Source organism: Aquipluma nitroreducens, from assembly GCF_009689585.1.
In the GTDB taxonomy this organism is placed as follows: domain Bacteria; phylum Bacteroidota; class Bacteroidia; order Bacteroidales; family Prolixibacteraceae; genus Aquipluma; species Aquipluma nitroreducens.
In genome coordinates, this window is the sequence record NZ_AP018694.1 from 2,291,267 (window position 1) to 2,307,969 (window position 16,703).

A 16,703-nucleotide genomic window follows, 5' to 3' on the forward strand; every position below is an offset into this window, starting at 1 on the left:
TAAATTGCCAAATGTAACCCCTATTAATCCTTATCTACCGACCATTCTTCAGAGCAAGTTTCACCTCTCAGCCTCCATCTCGAACGAAACAGATTCGGCAAAACGCAGAGCGTGAGGCTTGTCAACTTCAACGCGGGCCCAGCTCACACGCTCGTCGGTCATGATGAGATCGAGAATATTTTTGGTAAGAACCTCAAGCAATTTAAACCGTTTCTCCTGAACCAACCCGATAATCTGTTTCGTCGTAGTTTTATAATTGTAAATGCCATCTGGTTCGTCAGCAAGCAACGCTTCTTCCGGAATATCGGCCTCAATTTCGATGTTGATAACAACATCCTGCATATTGGCAATTTCTTCAGGATTAAACCCAATATAAGTGCGCAAGAGTAAATTTTTCACTCGGATTAAAGCCATTGATTTTTCGTTTTATTTCGTTAAACCCAAATTTTCGCCTCCGTCGCAAAACAAAAGCTGTCCGGTTAAATAGTCATTATTCAGAATAAAATCGAGACTTTTCAGAATAGGTTCCAATCCTCCGGGGCGTTTCATTGCTATCTTTTCGGCCAGTTTCAAAAGATAATCTTCTCCTTTTTCTTCTGGTGGAAGAGTTAATCCAGGTGCAATGGCATTAACCCTGATATCAGGTCCAAATTCGAGCGCAGCCATTTTGGTCAATTCCCAAAGCGCTTTTTTCGAAATGGAGTATGCAGCAAAGTTCGATTGGTTAGTAACAATCCGGGTATCAACAAAGTTGACAATAACGCCTGACTTAAACGACTTTGCAAAATCGTGCATTAAAATAAACGGCGCTTTGAAATTGACATTCATCTGGCGATCAAGGAATTCTGTAGTCGTATCGCCTAATTGGGCTGGTTCAAAAACCGACGCATTGTTAATCAGTAAATCAATGACCTGCATTTTCTGAATGACCTGCGGAATCAGCAGTTCAACCTCATTCGGCAGATTCAGATTGGCTTTGAATATTTCAAATTGCTGATTGGGGTACGCACCGACCAACTCATCACAAAACTGCCGGGCTTCAAGCTCAGATCTGTTGTAATGAATCGCTATATTCCACCCCTGACTCGCCAAATGTTGAGCCATTGCCTTCCCTATCCTCCTTGCAGCTCCGGTAATCAATGCTGTTTTATTCATTGTCTCGCTTTACTAAATTTCATTCACTTTTCAATTACCTGATCTGATTATCAATCAGAAAGGATCATCTCAATTGCCTGTAATTCTTCAAGGCTAAACTTCATATTTTTAAGGGCGGCTACATTGTCATCAAGTTGAGGTACTGAGCTTGCCCCGATCAGGACAGAGGTAACCCTTGAATCTTTAAGCAGCCAAACCAGTGCCATTTGAGCCAACGTTTGTTCTCGTTGCAGTGCAATTTCATTCAGCTTTTTAACTTTTTCGATTGCCGGTGCAACCTGATCTGGTTTTAGGAAGCCCCACGATTTGGCTGCCCGTGAACCTTCAGGAATGCCATTGAGGTATTTGTTGGTTAGCAACCCCTGAGCAAGCGGTGAAAAGGGAATACAACCAATACCCTCTTTTTCCAGAACGTCGAGTAATCCTCCTTCAACCCAACGTTCGAACATCGAATATTTGGGTTGGTGAATCAGACAGGGAGTTCCAAGTTCTTTCAGAATCTTCGACGCCTTAGCCGCCATTTCAGCAGGATAATTTGAGATTCCAGCATACAAAGCTTTCCCTTGACGAACAGCCTGATCGAGCGCCATCATTGTTTCTTCGAGTGGCGTATCCGGATCAGGACGATGTGAGTAGAAAATATCCACATAGTCGAGGTTCATTCGCTTCAGGCTTTGATTTAGGCTAGAAAGCAGGTTTTTCCTACTTCCCCACTCGCCGTAAGGCCCAGGCCACATCAGGTAACCAGCCTTTGTCGAAATGATCAGTTCGTCGCGGTATGGAGCCAAATCGAGTTGCATAATTTTCCCGAAGTTTTCCTCAGCGGATCCCGGAGGGGGACCATAATTGTTGGCCAAATCAAAATGAGTGATTCCGAGATCAAATGCACGGCGGCACATCGCTCTGCCATTTTCAAACACATCAACTCCTCCGAAATTATGCCACAGTCCGAGTGAAATTGCCGGAAGTTTTAAACCCCATTTTCCACATTTATGATAAGGCATTTCGGAATATCGGTTATCATCAGCTAAATACTGCATATTCTTATGATTTAAATTGGTTTCAGTTCTTAAACATAGAGCCAATTTAAGAAATTATGTCAGGACAACAGACAATGTCAAGAACTTTTTTGAAATTCGATGGTTGGATTTATTGACACATTATTGTTTTTAATTGGCCTGAAAAACGCATCCAAATAAATATGACAATAATTCGGTAAATTCGATGATAATGGGTTTTAAAAGGAACAATCAGTCCAAATTTATTCATCAAAACATTTGCTTAGCATGAAGCCAGACATTAAAAAAAGCAAAGCAGCACCTATCTATATTGTTTCAGGAGGGAAAGGACTTGCCGGAAATAATATGGTTCACTCGTTGCTGATTCAATATCCAAACAATGATGTTCCTGTAATTATTGTGCCTCATATGACTGAAGAAAAGCAGCTGGCTCAATTGGTCGCAAAAGTAAAATTGGAAGGTGGCCTGATTACACATACAATGGTAAACCGCAAACTGCGGAATTTTTTGATCAATCTTTGTGAGGAAAATGGAGTAAACCATATTGATTTTATGGGCAAGCTGGCCGACTATCTGGATGAAACACTTGATATTCCTTCACTTCAGACGCCAGGGCTATACCGGGAAATTAATCAGGAATACTTCGACCGTATTGATGCCATCGAATTTACCTTAAATCACGATGACGGTCTGAGTCCAGCGAAACTGCACAAGGCTGAAATTATCCTGACAGGTGTTTCACGTTCGGGAAAAACTCCGTTGAGCGTTTACCTGGCTATGTATGGCTGGAAAGTAGCCAATATTCCGTTGGTAAACGGCATTGATCCACCCAAAGAGTTGTTCGAAGTTGATTCACAGCGCGTATTTGGATTGAGTATCAGTCCTGGTCAGTTGATTTCGCACCGGATGAAACGATTGGTCAGCATTAACAATACTGAAAATACAAATTATGTCGACGAACGAATGGTCGCGCAGGAAATACGCAATGCCAACTTTATTTTCGAAAAAGGCGGATTTACCGTGCTCAACGTGTCGAATAAACCAGTTGAAACCACGGCCAATGAAATTCTGAATATGATGGCTAACCGGTTCAATTATCGCGGACGAAGACTCGATTCACCCTATCCGGATGAAACGAAAGAATGAACCCTTTCGTGACTACTCGACGGTTACACTTTTTGCCAGATTCCTTGGCTGATCGACGTCGCAACCACGCATTACCGCAATGTAATACGAGAACAGCTGCAAAGGTATGATAGCAAGCAATGGAGAAACTGCCGGATGTGATTTGGGAATCTCAAACAGGTCATTCACCATGCTGGTCAATCCGGTATCGCCTTCAGTAACTACAGCAATAATGTTTCCTTTCCGGGCTTTCACTTCCTGAATATTGCTGACAATCTTTTCGTAATAATGATCTTTTGCAGCAACTACAATTACAGGTAAGTTATCGTCGACCAAAGCAATTGGGCCGTGTTTCATTTCACCGGCTGCATATCCTTCAGCATGTATATACGATATTTCTTTCAGTTTTAAAGCACCTTCCAGGGCAACAGGAAAAAGAGCGCCCCGGCCCAAATATAGCGCGTTGATAGCATCTTTATATTTGGCAGCAACTTCTTTAATGTGAGGATGCTTAACGAGTATTGATTTTACTTTCTCCGGAATTTCCGACAATTCCTTGATTAAATCGAGGTATAATCCGGATGAAATCCTGCCATTCTCTTTGGCCAGTTTCAATGCAAAGAGAGTCATGATGGTTACCTGGGCAGTAAATGCCTTGGTGGATGCCACCCCAATTTCGACACCTGCATGGGTGTAAACACCTCCATCGGTTTCGCGGGCAATGCTCGAACCTACCACATTACAAACTCCCAGAATGGTGGCTCCCCGTTCCTTGGCCATGCGCAGTGCCGCCAGTGTATCGGCAGTTTCGCCGCTCTGACTGATGGCAATTACCACGTCTTCGCTGTTCAAAATAGGATTTCGGTAGCGGAATTCCGATGCGTATTCAACTTCAACCGGAATACGGGCATATTCTTCAATCAGGTATTCGCCCACCAGCGCAGCATGCCACGATGTACCGCACCCGATGATGATAATTCTTCTGGCCTTCAGTATTTTTGGTAAAACATCCAACAATCCTCCCAACACAATTTCGGTATGCTCCGGATTTATACGACCCCTGAAAGTATCTTCGATGGTTTTGGGCTGTTCAAAGATTTCTTTCAGCATAAAATGCTCGAAATCTCCTTTTTCCAGATCTCCAATGGTCATGTCAACTTTCGTGATTTTGAAGGCTACCGGATTATTCTCAACCGTCTTCAGGGTAATGCTGCCTTTATTGATGATAGCTACATCGTGATCGTTCAGGTAAATGACGCTGTCGGTATAATTCACAATGGGTGTAGCATCAGAAGCAATAAAATATTCGCCTTTCCCAATTCCTATAACCAACGGACTACCTTTTCGCGCGGCAATCAATTGATCCTTTTCGTTTTTGCAGATAACCACAATACCATAAGCACCAACAACTTTCGAAAGGGCAAGCCTTACAGCGATTTCGGCAGTAACATCCTCAGCATTCCGGTAAAAATATTCAATGAGGTTAACAAGGACTTCGGTGTCGGTGTCTGACTGAAAAGTATAGCCTTTTTTCTGGAGATCTGATTTAAGTTCAGCGTAATTTTCAATAATACCGTTGTGAACCAAAACAAAATCGCCGTTCATCGAAGTGTGTGGGTGTGCATTCCGGTCATTCGGCTCGCCATGGGTTGCCCAACGCGTGTGTCCTATTCCGATTTGCCCACTAATATTTTCTTCGGCAACATGTTTCTCCAGATCAGAAACACGGCCTTTACACTTAAAAACTTGTAAAGTGTCGTTATAAATTGCCAGTCCGGCAGAATCATATCCCCGATATTCAAGTCGTTGAAGTCCCTGAATCAGGATTGGATAAACATCTTTATCTCCAATATAGCCAACAATTCCACACATACCATTTATTTTTAAGTTAATAAAATGGGGGACTATTTAATCTTTGAATATGCTATCTCAAGTTTTATTCCTGTTTTGCTGGTGGCTCCTTTTAATACGACCCTTCTAAAAGTCGCACTACGGAATGCCGTTGACAGGTAAAATCCGTAATTTTCTTTTTTCTTCTCAATTACCTCTTGCATATGCTTTGCAATGTTAAAACGAAATGTTTTGTCGGTGCTATTGTAAGTTCCGCCATAATAGAGCGAAGAAAAGGCAAGATCAGAAGGGAAATATTCCTTACCATCTTTGTCGATAGCAGTTAAAACCAACTGTTCGTTGGGTACAAGTTTAGTCAAATCGGTAATCGTCGAGTCAACCTGAAAAATAAGTTCGGCTCTATTAATTGCGAAATTGGTTGAATCGCTCCACGTTCCAAGATCCGGAATAAATATTTTGGTTCTCAATCCTCCGGTAGTTTGCAAATAAATTAAACTATCCTGAACGTCGGTTTTATCAAGATTAGCAGCAAAAGAAGTATGGGAATAGTCGTGCCCAAATCGGCTAACACGCGCACAACTTTCATTAATGGCATAAATATAGGTTAACGAATCGGTTTTGTTGGTGTGGTAATGGATAGCCATGTTTGAACCAGCGGCCAAAGCGCCTACTTTCATGACAGCTCCTCCCTGAGTTAAATCACCAGCTTCGATATATAAACCTTTAAAGTATTTGATAAATTTATCATTGTCTGACCAAGTAAGCGAATCAGCTGACATCAGCTTGGTGATTAATTTCTGATCAAGTTTAATCCTAATTTCCTGAACAGTTGTATCTTTAGGAGCCGCCTTGGTCGAACCATAAGTTGTACTCAAAGAGTCAAGCTTAAATTTGGGAATGTAATTTTTTGCTCCAACCAATTCCGCCTTCGACATGCTTTTCAGGTCTGTATCCTGAAAATATTTCAAATCAATATCCAAATCCGAAGCAAGTTCATATACTTTTAGTTGCTGAGGGGTTAAGGTATCGCCATACACATCTTTGTACAAAAGAACCAACACCAGCGAATCGATTACCGGATTTATCGAAGGAGTTTTCAACGAATCAGGATAGGCACTTAAACGAAACTGACAGGCAAAATCAGCGGTTGATTTGCCAAACAATGGATCGTTGAATGTCCCAAGCAAATTATAACCAGGTTCATCAGTTCGTTGATTTCCATCGGATACTGTATACGCTTTTATATTTTTCTCTGAGTAATTTCGAACTTGTACCAAATCTCCAGGGAGCAATAAATCTTTCCCCAGGTCATTAATGTCATTCGTACAACCCCAAAATATCATTACCATGCCTACAAATCCGATTACGAATCTGTACTTTGCTGCGATTTCTCTTTTCACCAATGATTTGTTTTTAATTGTTAAACCTATTTCTTACAATACTTTATCATAAAGATCGTTGTAAGCATCAATATAGGTATGTTCAGGTTGGTAATCTAAAAACAATTTCCCTGAGGATTGTATAAACTCTGTTATTTCACTGTTAATTTTCGGACTTCCCTGAATAATTGCATCCGAATACTGAATCGCCATATTACTAAGATTAACATAGCTTGGGTCATCAACCAATTCGGTATCGTCATTCGTAATGTTATTCATTTTTAGTTTAGTCCTGAAAGTTGCATCCAATGGTTTCTTAAAATCATCGTTATAAACCGAATAAACTACTTTTGAATTAACAAACAAGGGATCGTCGTTGTATGCCTTCTTGATGTATAGGGGTACAAGTGAAGTCAGCCAACCTTGACAATGAATTAAATCGGGAGCCCACCGAAGTTTGATGACCGTTTCGAGTACTCCACGGGCAAAGAAAATAGCTCTTTCGTCATTATCCGCGAATTCATTTCCTTTTGCATCTTTAAAAATATGCTTTCGCTGAAAATAATCTTCGTTATCTATAAAGTAAACCTGCATTCGTGCCGATTGAATCGAAGCTACCTTAATAATCAATGGGTGATCGGTATCATCAATAATCAAATTCATACCCGACAACCGTATAACCTCATGCAATTGATTCCTGCGTTCATTCACACTACCATACCTTGGCATAAAAGTCCGGATTTCCTTTCCTCTTTCCTGAATTCCCTGTGGGAGGTATCTGGATTTCTTCGACATTTCTGTCTCTGGAAGATAAGGGGTAATTTCTGATGAAATAAATAAGACTTTCTTCTTTTCCATTTATATCGCCTAAGTTAATTGCGCAAAATTAGTAAAATATCGGCAATATTCAATTCCCGTGATTTTCAGAGACATTAAAAAACCTTAAGATATGCCCGTGATATGTTAAAGTTGCTAAATATTGCGCGATGTTTCAAAATACTGTTTAACCCATTGAAATTCTTTCAATTTTGGATTCAGCACCGGTTGCGAATGTTAAACTTTCAATCTTTCAATCTTCAATCAGGACCTACCGTGTTGAATTATTTATTTACTTTGCAGCCTCATTTTTATACCAAAATGCAGGTAGTAAAACACATTAGCGATCTTCAGACAATACTGAACATCAAGCGGGAAGAAGGTTTAAAAATCGGGTTTGTTCCCACAATGGGCGCCCTACACGAAGGACATCTTTCGTTAGTAATGATAGCTGGAGAACAGTCCAATTTCGTCGTTGTCAGTATCTTTGTAAACCCAACCCAATTTAACGACAAAGGCGACCTTGACCGCTACCCACGCGATCTTCAGAAAGATGTCGATTTACTTTCAACAAGTGCTTGTCAGCTTATTTTCGCTCCTGAACCTGAAGAAATTTATCCTGAACCAGATACCCGCCAATTCAATTTTGGCCAGCTTGAACAGGTGATGGAAGGAAAATTCAGACCCGGACATTTTAATGGAGTGGCTCAGGTGGTAAGCCGATTGTTCGACATCGTTCAGCCCGACAAAGCCTTTTTTGGCCAGAAAGATTTTCAGCAACTAGCAATCATCAACGAAATGGTGCGAAAATTTAATTTGCCAGTCGAAATTGTTTCCTGTCCGATTATCCGTGAGACTAATGGATTGGCAATGAGCTCGCGCAACATGCTGCTAAGCCCCGAACAACGACTGAATGCCGTTCATATTTCGGCTACCTTATTTGAGGCAGCAAACAAAACAGGTGAATTATCCGTAGAAGAACTTTGTGAGTGGGTAATTAATCGCATCAACAAAAACGAATTCCTGAACACTGAGTACTTCGAAATTGTTAATGAAATGACACTTTTACCCGTGAAAAGCTGGGATGAAAACTGCAAAAAATTTGGATGTATTGCTGTTCATTGCGGAAAAATAAGGTTGATTGACAATATGGAGTTCGGAGTTCGAAGTGCCTAAAGTTCGGAGTTGAGCAACTCTAGGCACTTTAGATCACTCTAGGCACTCCGCACTTATTGATAAAAGATATTTACATAGAAACAAAGAAAATGATCATCGAAGTTTGCAAATCGAAATTACATAAAGTTACTGTAACTGAAGCTAATTTACAGTACGTTGGAAGTATTACCATCGATCAGGATTTGATGGATGCTGCCAATCTGATTGAAAACGAAAAAGTTCAGGTAGTAAATATTAACAACGGCGAAAGGCTCGACACGTATGTGATTCGTGGCGAACGTGGTACCGGGGTGATTTGCCTCAATGGACCTGCAGCCCGAAAAGTAGCTGTCGGCGATGTGGTCATTATCATGTCGTACGCCCAAATGGATTTTGAAGAAGCCAAAACGTTCAAACCTTGGTTGGTTTTCCCGGATACTGAAACCAACAAGTTGATCTGATTTTTCAGAAAAAAGATAAGTTTGAACCTCATTGCTTCTGATAGCAGTGAGGTTTTGCTATTTTTACAGAAATACTTTTGAAGAGATGACACTCACAGAAATCATTCAGACCAAAATATTTACGGATGTACAGCTGTTTATCCCCGTTTTAAACCGATGGAAACAGTCTGGTGAATCGGTGGTTTTTACCAATGGTTGTTTTGATTTGGTACATCGCGGACACATCGATTCGCTGTCGAAGGCGGCCGATCTAGGCGACCGGTTAATCGTTGGCTTAAATTCTGATGTTTCGGTTAAATTGCTCAAAGGCGAGAATCGTCCGCTGATCGATCAGCAGTCGCGGGCAATTCTTTTGGCTTCGTTGCTTATGGTTGATGCCGTAGTTTTATTTGACGAAGAAACTCCCTACGAATTAATTCGAAGTGTTGTTCCTGATGTTTTGGTTAAAGGAGCAGAATACCAGACTGAGGAAATTGCCGGATTCGACATCGTTTTGGCAGCCGGAGGACGTGTTGAACGCATTGAACTCACTGAAGGTTTTTCGACTACAGACCTGATTCAAAGAATAATTAAGGGAAACTGTCATTAGTCATTACAAAATCTGATCAGCTATTTTCCTGATGACTATTGACTATTGACGATAAACCGATGACATTGCAACGATATTTTACATTGAATTTTAGTGCCTTAGTGGCAAAAAAATATTAAAATGGCCAAAGTTAAAACCAGTTTTTTCTGTCAGAATTGCGGAGCACAGTCGCCCAAATGGGTTGGAAAGTGCAATTCGTGCGGCGAGTGGAATACTTTCGTTGAAGAAATTGTAGAGCGTGAAAGCTCCGGCGTAGCTTCATTTCTAACCGGAACAGGCAATCAGCCTAAACTTTTGCACGAAGTTTCGTCGGAAAATACGGAGCATATTGATACCTGCAATCATGAGCTCAACCGTGTTCTGGGTGGCGGACTGGTTCCCGGATCGATGGTGCTCATCGGCGGTGAGCCCGGTATTGGCAAATCGACTTTGGTTTTACAACTGGCTTTGGATTTGAAGAATAAAAAAATCCTATACGTTTCCGGAGAAGAAAGTATTCAGCAAATCAAAATACGGGCACAGCGACTTCAGAAAGAAAACCAGAACTGCTACTTTTTGAGCGAGACATCGCTCGAACACATTTTAGCGCAAAGCAAACAAGTTGCTCCCGATTTGCTTGTTATCGACTCCATCCAAACGGTTTCAACCGAATCGATTGAATCGTCGCCAGGCTCGGTTGGACAAATTCGCGAATGCACCAACGGAATCCTGAAATACGCCAAAGAAAACAATGTGCCTGTTATTCTGATTGGTCACATCACGAAAGAAGGCAGTCTGGCAGGCCCGAAAGTTTTGGAACACATTGTCGACACCGTACTCCAGTTCGAAGGCGAAAACCAATACATGTATCGTATTTTGCGAGCCATAAAAAACCGTTTCGGATCGACTTCAGAACTCGGTATTTTCGAGATGGGCAATTCAGGCTTGCGCGAAGTTTCAAACCCATCGGAACTTTTGATTAATCGTGCGCACGAAGGGCTGAGCGGAACCGCCATTGCAGCCGCCATCGAAGGAATTCGTCCCTTGCTGATCGAAATTCAGGCGCTGGTTAGCACTGCGGCATATGGAACTCCTCAAAGATCGTCAACAGGCTTCGATTTGCGACGACTGAACATGTTGCTGGCTGTTCTGGAAAAACGTGCCGGTTTTAAACTAGCTACCAAAGATGTTTTCCTGAATATTGCCGGCGGAATTAGAGTGGATGATCCGGCAATCGATTTAACTGTGATTACAGCAATCCTTTCATCAAACTTTGATTTACCGATCCGAAAGAATGTCTGCTTTGCTGGCGAGGTAGGGCTTTCAGGAGAAATCCGTGCAGTGAACCGGTTGGAACAGCGTATTGCCGAAGCCGAGAAACTGGGTTTCGACAGCATTTTTATTCCCAAAGCCGGAAAGGGAATCAACCTTCAGAAATTTAAAATTGAGATTTTGCAGTTCGACCGCGTGGAATTGTTTTTCAGGCATGTATTTGCAAAAAAAAGCTGAGGCCCCTGACCATCAGCTTTTACAACAGTTACACGGTTTCGAACATGGCAGCGTTGAAACCTGTGAAGCCAGGGATTTTGGCTCTTACCCCGAAAGCTTCTCGTTGCAGGCAGGTCTTCTGGCTCTCCCGATTTTTGCCAACCTTCCCAATCGTCATTGACAATCAGTGGTTATTTTCGGCAAAACCTCCTTGCGGATATAGGATTACAGCTGCGGGGACAGCTCCTGAATCGAACAGGATTCCCTCTTAGTTCCGAACGAACGGAAACCGACAACACGGTTACAATGATACTCAGAAAATCGAATTGAAATGTGAACCGTTGGTTAATTAATTGAGAAGTTTGGCTTCGACGGACTCAGGCACGGGACTACGACAATTTAGTCTGTTGCCCTGTGCATATCTAAATTTTTCGGATTACCTTTGAATCCGAAATTAATGAAGCGTAAAATGAAACAATTCATTGGAATTTTGCTGTTTGCAGCTATTCTTTCAGGACTTTCATCCTGCTATTCAACATCGATAGAAAAACCAGACAAGCTCATCAAAAAAGATAAGTTTATGAAAATGATGGTTGATATTTACCTTGTCCAGGGATATAATATTGATCAGAAAATTGATACGATCCACAAAAAACTTACGCAAACCGATCTGTATTATTCCGTTTTAAAGAAGTACAATGTCCCTGACACCGTATTTATCCGTTCGCTGATTTATTACTCCAGCTACCCGAAAGAATACGAGAAAATGCACGTTCAAATCATGGATTACCTCAAGGAGGTTGAACTTCAATATAAGCCACAGGAAAAAATTGACGCTGAGAAAGAATGAAAAAATTTGCGGCCAATTACGTGATCTCAGATTCTGGAGAATTGCTGAAAAACGGAATTGTGATTGCCGAGGACGATGGTTCTGTACTTGAATACATTGATACTGATGGCCAGCTTCAGGAAATAGCGAGACTCGAATTTCACAACGGAATTCTTCTGGGTGGGTTTACCTTCGTAAAAGTTCGCGAAGCCTTGCCCGTATTTGATTTCGATTCGCGTTTCAGTTCATTGATTTTGCCAGAGATTTCAGGAATGAATGAAGTTTCTATCCTGAAGTGGCTGGATCTCTGCAAGAAAATCCCGGTACTATTCCCTGATATGATAATTACTGAAATTCTGAGTGGAATTAGCAATATCTTATGCACAGATGGCGGTTTCAGGAAAGAAAATACGCCCGGAATTTATCTCTTAACCGGCAGCGATCTGGTAATTTTGAAGCTTACCGCAAATTGCAGACTGAGACGAATTCTTTAAATCAACTTTTTACTTTTGCCTTTATACTTTTTACCTTCATAAGCATATGTCAACTTTTCTATTCGATCAAATCATATTCGGTCCGGTAAAGAGCCGCCGGCTGGGCATTTCGCTCGGAGTAAACCTGATGCCTACCGATAGCAAAGTGTGTTCGTTCGACTGCATTTATTGCGAATGCGGATGGACGCCAAAGAAACGCGAGAAAAAAGCCATTCTGCCTTCTCGTGAAATAGTCAGGCAAAAAATGGAAGAAAAGCTGATGGAAATGGTTGAAAGCAACGAACTGCCCGATGTAATAACTTTCGCCGGGAATGGAGAACCGACCTTGCATCCTGAATTTGAAAGCATTATTGACGACACCATCGAACTTCGCAACCAACTGGCTCCCAAGGCCCGCATCGCCGTTCTATCGAATGCCACGATGTTGCACAAAGCATCGGTTGTCAGGGCTTTACTAAAGGTAGAAGACAACATCCAGAAATTAGATTCAGGTTTTGAAGAAACAATCCGGAAAATTGATTGCCCGGCATCCAATTATAGTTTGAAGGCAGTTGTTGAAAACCTGAAATTATTCGATGGAAAAGTGATTATTCAGACCTTGTTTTTACGTGGAAATTTCAAAGGTGAAATCATCGACAACTCCACCGAAGATGAAATTGCAGCGTGGCTAAAGTTGGTTACCGAAATCAAGCCGTCGCAGGTAATGATTTATACCATCGACCGCGATACTCCTGCAACCGGTCTGGAAAAGGTAAAATTAGATGAGCTTGAGTTGATTGCTTCCCGGGCCCACGAAATTGGTTTTACAGTTCAGGTTTCAGGATAAAAAAATTGAGTACCATCGTTTCGCCGCCGCAGCCTAACCATCATCTTCATATCCAACGAAGCTGCAAAGCCCATAAAGGAAAATCCATATTCCCTGAGCAAATCCGGTGAAAAAGCTAATCATTTTTTACTACTTTGCGCACTGAATTTTTAATCACTGTTACATGTCCGCACTACAAGTTTTTAAAAAATACCCCCGCATATTCTGGCTTGCCAACCTTATTGAATTGTTCGAACGCTATGCATGGTATGGTTTTTACATGGGCTTCGGTTTATTTTTGGTGGGCTCAAAAGAAACTGGTGCCATGGGTTTTTCCCCGGTCGAGAAAGGAACCATCATGGGAACTGGTTCCATGTTACTCTATTTTTTACCCATTTTTACGGGCGCCATTGCCGATAAAATTGGCTACAAAAAGGTATTGTTGCTGGCCTTCCTGATTTACGCCTCCGGGTTCTATATGATCCAACATTTCAGCAGTTTTGAAATGGTTTTCATCTCTTTTATCTGGATTTGCGTGGGCGGTGCATTCTTTAAGCCGATCATTTCGGCAACCATTTCGAAAACAACGACAGCAGAAACGGCATCTATTGGCTTCGGAATTTTCTACATGATGGTAAACATCGGCGGATTTATCGGACCGTTTGTTGCCGGAATCGTCTTAGGTAAAGGCTGGAACTTCGTGTTTATGCTCTCGATTATTGCTATAGCCATAAACTTCCTGATTACCTTGCTTTTCTTTAAAGACCTCAAACAAGAGAAAGTCTCAACTCCGTTGCTTCAATCCATTGTACAGCCTTTCAAAAATATATTCATCATGTTGATCAACTGGCGATACACCATGTTCCTGTTGATTATGTCATTATTCTGGGCTGCTTTTAACCAATTGTATTATACGTTCCCGATTTTTGTTGAAGACTGGGTCAATACAACTACGATTTATAACGGTATACATTCCATTTTTCCAACATTTGCCCAACTGATCGGCACATCGTCCGGAACGATATCGGCTGTGACTTTGAGCAGTATGGACTCGTTTTACATTATCGCTTTCCAGATTATGGTGTCGGCTTTCGTCATGCGATTCAAACCACTAAATGCGATGATGGGCGGAATCTTTGTCTTGTCAATTGGGCTCTTCCTGATGTTTGGCTTCCAGAGCGGCTGGATCATTTTATTCGGTATGCTAATCTTTGGGTTGGGCGAAATGAGTAGTTCCCCAAAATTCACCGAATACGTTGGAAACATTGCCCCTGCTGACAAGAAAGCACTATACATGGGGTCATCGTTTTTAGCCATTGCTTTAGGCCATCAAATCGCCGGTTTTCTTTCGGGAGCGCCCTACGAAAAAGTAGCCGATAAACTCTTTCTCCTGAAAGCCGAAGTTCTCAAGCGTGGTTTATCTGTTCCTGAAATTAGCGAAAACTTTACCAAAACCGACTATTTCAACGAAGCTGCCCGACAGATGAATTTTACGCAGCAACAACTGACCGATTTTCTCTGGAACGGCTATCACCCGCAGTCGATCTGGATTCTTTTCAGTTCTATCGCAATTGGTGCCGTAGTTCTCTTATTTTTGTACGACCGGTTTATTGTTCCGAAGAAATAAAAGCCCCCATCTTATTCCCCCAAGTGGGAAAGCTGGAATAGTGTCATTCCCCAGCTCCAGAGGGGCTAAATATTTGTAGATAGAATCAATAAGTGTTTTCACCGTCCGCGATATATCGTCGTTTATTGGAAGTATTTGTTTTCGGACGGAATTGTAAAGATCAAATTCAGAAATGAAACTGAACATGAAAAAATTCTTCTTCATATTTTGCCTTATATTGACTGTGATTCAACTTGATGCGCAAACATTTCAGCGTTTTGCTTCGTCGTACAGGGAATTGAACGAAACCAAAGCCGGAGATCTCAATTTCAGGTTCGAAAGTCTGGGATTTTTTCAGAATAACGAATACACCGGAAATACCGTTAGTGGTTACACTTTGACCGGAGCTATGGTTCGACCCAAATTAAGCTATTCGCCTGTTGCCGGACTTTATTTGGAAGTGGGCGCGAATCTGGTTAAATACAATGGAAAAGATAAAGTGGTAAATGCCCTGCCATGGTTTTCGGCCCGTTACCAATTTTCCGACCGTTTCGAAGTGGTTACCGGCAACCTCGACCAAAACAACCTACACAACCTGCCCGAGCAATTGTGGGAACCCGAACGAATTTATACCAACAAACCCGAGGCCGGGCTTCAATTTCTTTATTCTGGAACCAAACTAAATGCCCAAACGTGGGTAAGTTGGGAACAATTTATTCAGCAAAACGACCCGTATCAGGAACGTTTTACTTTTGGACTGACCGGCGATTGTAAAGTGGTCGAAAACTCGGCGCTGACGGTTAAACTCCCGGTAAACCTGTTGTTTTATCACCAGGGAGGCGAAATCAATGTTAACCCGAATGGGCCACGTCCGCGAGTACAAACTCACGCCAATGTTATGGCCGGATGGGAATTGGCAATGAATGTTGGTGAGAAAATAAAGACGATTAATTTGAATGGTTATTGGCTTGGCTACAAAGCAGTGACCGCAGATTCGAACACCTTACCTTTTGGCAAAGGTCACGCCTGGTTGCTCGAAACCAGTGCGCAATCAAAAAACTCGAAAATATCACTGAGCTACTGGAACGCCTTCCAGTTTATCGCACCCAAAGGCCGTTTGCTCTACCAGTCGGTTTCCGACAGCGACCCTACTTTTACACAACCCGACCGTTCGATGGTTTCAGCTAAATATTTCTGGCAAAAGAACATTGCCAAAGACGCCCGCGTAGCTTTCCAGATTGAGGCTTTTCGCGATATGTCGTCGGGCGATTTTTCGTACAGCTATGGCTTTTTTCTGCTGCTGAACCCGGATTTTTTGCTGAAGAAGTTCAACTAATCACACATAAAACCGCCACAACTTATTCACCCATACTTCTCCGGAGTAGCCAATTCCAATTCGTTTCGAAGTCTTGATTTCATGAACTGGTTCGGCGTCTTCAACCCAAATGCGAGACGAAGTTGAAAGGTTTTCGCCATAGAAAGATTTATCAAGCTGCAATTCGCGTCCTAGCCGACCCGGGCCGGAAAAACCTTCGATTCCGCGAATCAGCACTGCAGAAGCATTTCCTTCCTCGCCAGTAACCAGGTTCAGTAGCCAATACATGCCATAAATAAGGTAAACATAAACTTTGCCGCCTTCCTGAAACATAACTTCGGTTCGAGGTGTGCGCCCTTTGCTGGCATGGCAGGCCAAATCTTCCGTTCCGCGATAGGCTTCAGTTTCAACGATTCGGTATCGCTCAATCCGGCCATCATCAAACTGCCTGACGAGCAATTTGCCAATCAGCGCCGGGGCAACTTCCAAAACATCGTGGAGGAAAAAGTCGGGAGAAAGACGATTAGCCTCCCCCGACCCCTCCGAGGGAGGGGAGAAAGAACGGACATTCATTGATTTGTACTCTGACATTACGTTGCAATTTTAATGATCTAATCTTCAGAATTTTCACTGAATA

General features: G+C 42.1%; 17 protein-coding genes and 1 riboswitch. Of the genes, 10 read left to right on the top strand and 7 right to left on the bottom strand.

The window, feature by feature from the left end:
- Positions 1 to 60: 60 nt before the first annotated feature.
- Genes AQPE_RS09625 through mgrA form a run of 3 tightly spaced genes read right to left on the bottom strand, consistent with a single transcriptional unit; the run spans position 61 to position 2,195 of the window.
- The gene (locus AQPE_RS09625; protein WP_318350844.1) at positions 61 to 414 is read right to left on the bottom strand and encodes a dihydroneopterin aldolase; all 354 of its coding nucleotides are present in this window, start codon (positions 412 to 414) and stop codon (positions 61 to 63) included.
- A 12-nt stretch (positions 415 to 426) separates the two neighbouring features.
- Positions 427 to 1,155 (bottom strand): SDR family NAD(P)-dependent oxidoreductase, encoded by a 729-nt coding sequence (locus tag AQPE_RS09630; protein WP_318350845.1) that lies wholly within the window; start codon positions 1,153 to 1,155, stop codon positions 427 to 429.
- Positions 1,156 to 1,205: 50 nt separating this feature from the next.
- Positions 1,206 to 2,195, bottom strand: a complete 990-nt coding sequence (gene mgrA / locus AQPE_RS09635) for an L-glyceraldehyde 3-phosphate reductase (RefSeq protein ID WP_318350846.1) — start codon at positions 2,193 to 2,195, stop codon at positions 1,206 to 1,208.
- 246 nt (positions 2,196 to 2,441) lie between these two features.
- Between mgrA and AQPE_RS09640 the strand changes: the two genes are divergently transcribed.
- On the top strand, positions 2,442 to 3,320 hold the full coding sequence (locus AQPE_RS09640) for a pyruvate, water dikinase regulatory protein (RefSeq protein ID WP_318350847.1): 879 nt from the start codon (positions 2,442 to 2,444) through the stop codon (positions 3,318 to 3,320).
- A gap of 12 nt (positions 3,321 to 3,332) precedes the next feature.
- Here AQPE_RS09640 and glmS read toward each other — a convergent pair whose 3' ends face one another.
- Genes glmS through AQPE_RS09655 form a run of 3 tightly spaced genes read right to left on the bottom strand, consistent with a single transcriptional unit; the run spans position 3,333 to position 7,387 of the window.
- Positions 3,333 to 5,171, bottom strand: coding sequence for a glutamine--fructose-6-phosphate transaminase (isomerizing) (gene glmS, locus AQPE_RS09645; protein ID WP_318350848.1), 1,839 nt, complete (start codon positions 5,169 to 5,171; stop codon positions 3,333 to 3,335).
- Positions 5,172 to 5,203: 32 nt separating this feature from the next.
- Positions 5,204 to 6,550 carry a DUF4270 family protein gene (locus AQPE_RS09650; protein ID WP_318350849.1) on the bottom strand — a complete coding sequence of 449 codons (1,347 nt, stop codon included), beginning with the start codon at positions 6,548 to 6,550 and terminating at the stop codon, positions 5,204 to 5,206.
- Positions 6,551 to 6,583: 33 nt separating this feature from the next.
- Positions 6,584 to 7,387, bottom strand: coding sequence for a glycogen/starch synthase (locus AQPE_RS09655; protein WP_318350850.1), 804 nt, complete (start codon positions 7,385 to 7,387; stop codon positions 6,584 to 6,586).
- 279 nt (positions 7,388 to 7,666) lie between these two features.
- Between AQPE_RS09655 and panC the strand changes: the two genes are divergently transcribed.
- The 9 genes from panC (at position 7,667) to AQPE_RS09700 (ending at position 16,087) form a co-directional block, all read left to right on the top strand.
- A complete protein-coding gene (panC, locus tag AQPE_RS09660) occupies positions 7,667 to 8,521 on the top strand; it encodes a pantoate--beta-alanine ligase (protein WP_318350851.1) in 855 nt (284 codons plus the stop codon).
- Between the two features lie 89 nt (positions 8,522 to 8,610).
- A complete protein-coding gene (gene panD / locus AQPE_RS09665; RefSeq protein WP_318350852.1) occupies positions 8,611 to 8,961 on the top strand; it encodes an aspartate 1-decarboxylase in 351 nt (116 codons plus the stop codon).
- Between the two features lie 85 nt (positions 8,962 to 9,046).
- Positions 9,047 to 9,550, top strand: a complete 504-nt coding sequence (gene rfaE2, locus AQPE_RS09670) for a D-glycero-beta-D-manno-heptose 1-phosphate adenylyltransferase (protein ID WP_318350853.1) — start codon at positions 9,047 to 9,049, stop codon at positions 9,548 to 9,550.
- Between the two features lie 120 nt (positions 9,551 to 9,670).
- Positions 9,671 to 11,038: a DNA repair protein RadA gene (radA, locus tag AQPE_RS09675; protein ID WP_318350854.1), complete on the top strand. Its 1,368-nt coding sequence runs from the start codon at positions 9,671 to 9,673 to the stop codon at positions 11,036 to 11,038.
- Positions 11,039 to 11,129: 91 nt separating this feature from the next.
- A riboswitch (cobalamin riboswitch) is annotated at positions 11,130 to 11,326 on the bottom strand.
- A gap of 160 nt (positions 11,327 to 11,486) precedes the next feature.
- Positions 11,487 to 11,867, top strand: a complete 381-nt coding sequence (locus AQPE_RS09680) for a DUF4296 domain-containing protein (RefSeq protein ID WP_318350855.1) — start codon at positions 11,487 to 11,489, stop codon at positions 11,865 to 11,867.
- Positions 11,864 to 12,340 (top strand): hypothetical protein, encoded by a 477-nt coding sequence (locus AQPE_RS09685; RefSeq protein ID WP_318350856.1) that lies wholly within the window; start codon positions 11,864 to 11,866, stop codon positions 12,338 to 12,340. Before AQPE_RS09680 ends, AQPE_RS09685 begins: the two co-directional genes overlap by 4 nt.
- A gap of 46 nt (positions 12,341 to 12,386) precedes the next feature.
- Positions 12,387 to 13,166, top strand: a complete 780-nt coding sequence (locus AQPE_RS09690) for a radical SAM protein (protein WP_318350857.1) — start codon at positions 12,387 to 12,389, stop codon at positions 13,164 to 13,166.
- 163 nt (positions 13,167 to 13,329) lie between these two features.
- Positions 13,330 to 14,772 carry an MFS transporter gene (locus tag AQPE_RS09695; RefSeq protein ID WP_318350858.1) on the top strand — a complete coding sequence of 481 codons (1,443 nt, stop codon included), beginning with the start codon at positions 13,330 to 13,332 and terminating at the stop codon, positions 14,770 to 14,772.
- 184 nt (positions 14,773 to 14,956) lie between these two features.
- Positions 14,957 to 16,087, top strand: coding sequence for a hypothetical protein (locus tag AQPE_RS09700; protein ID WP_318350859.1), 1,131 nt, complete (start codon positions 14,957 to 14,959; stop codon positions 16,085 to 16,087).
- Here the strand turns inward: AQPE_RS09700 and AQPE_RS09705 are convergent, their stop codons facing one another.
- Entirely contained in the window at positions 16,088 to 16,657 is a 570-nt protein-coding gene (locus AQPE_RS09705) for a DNA-3-methyladenine glycosylase (protein WP_318350860.1), read from the bottom strand. It lies immediately after the preceding gene.
- Positions 16,658 to 16,703 lie beyond the last annotated feature (46 nt).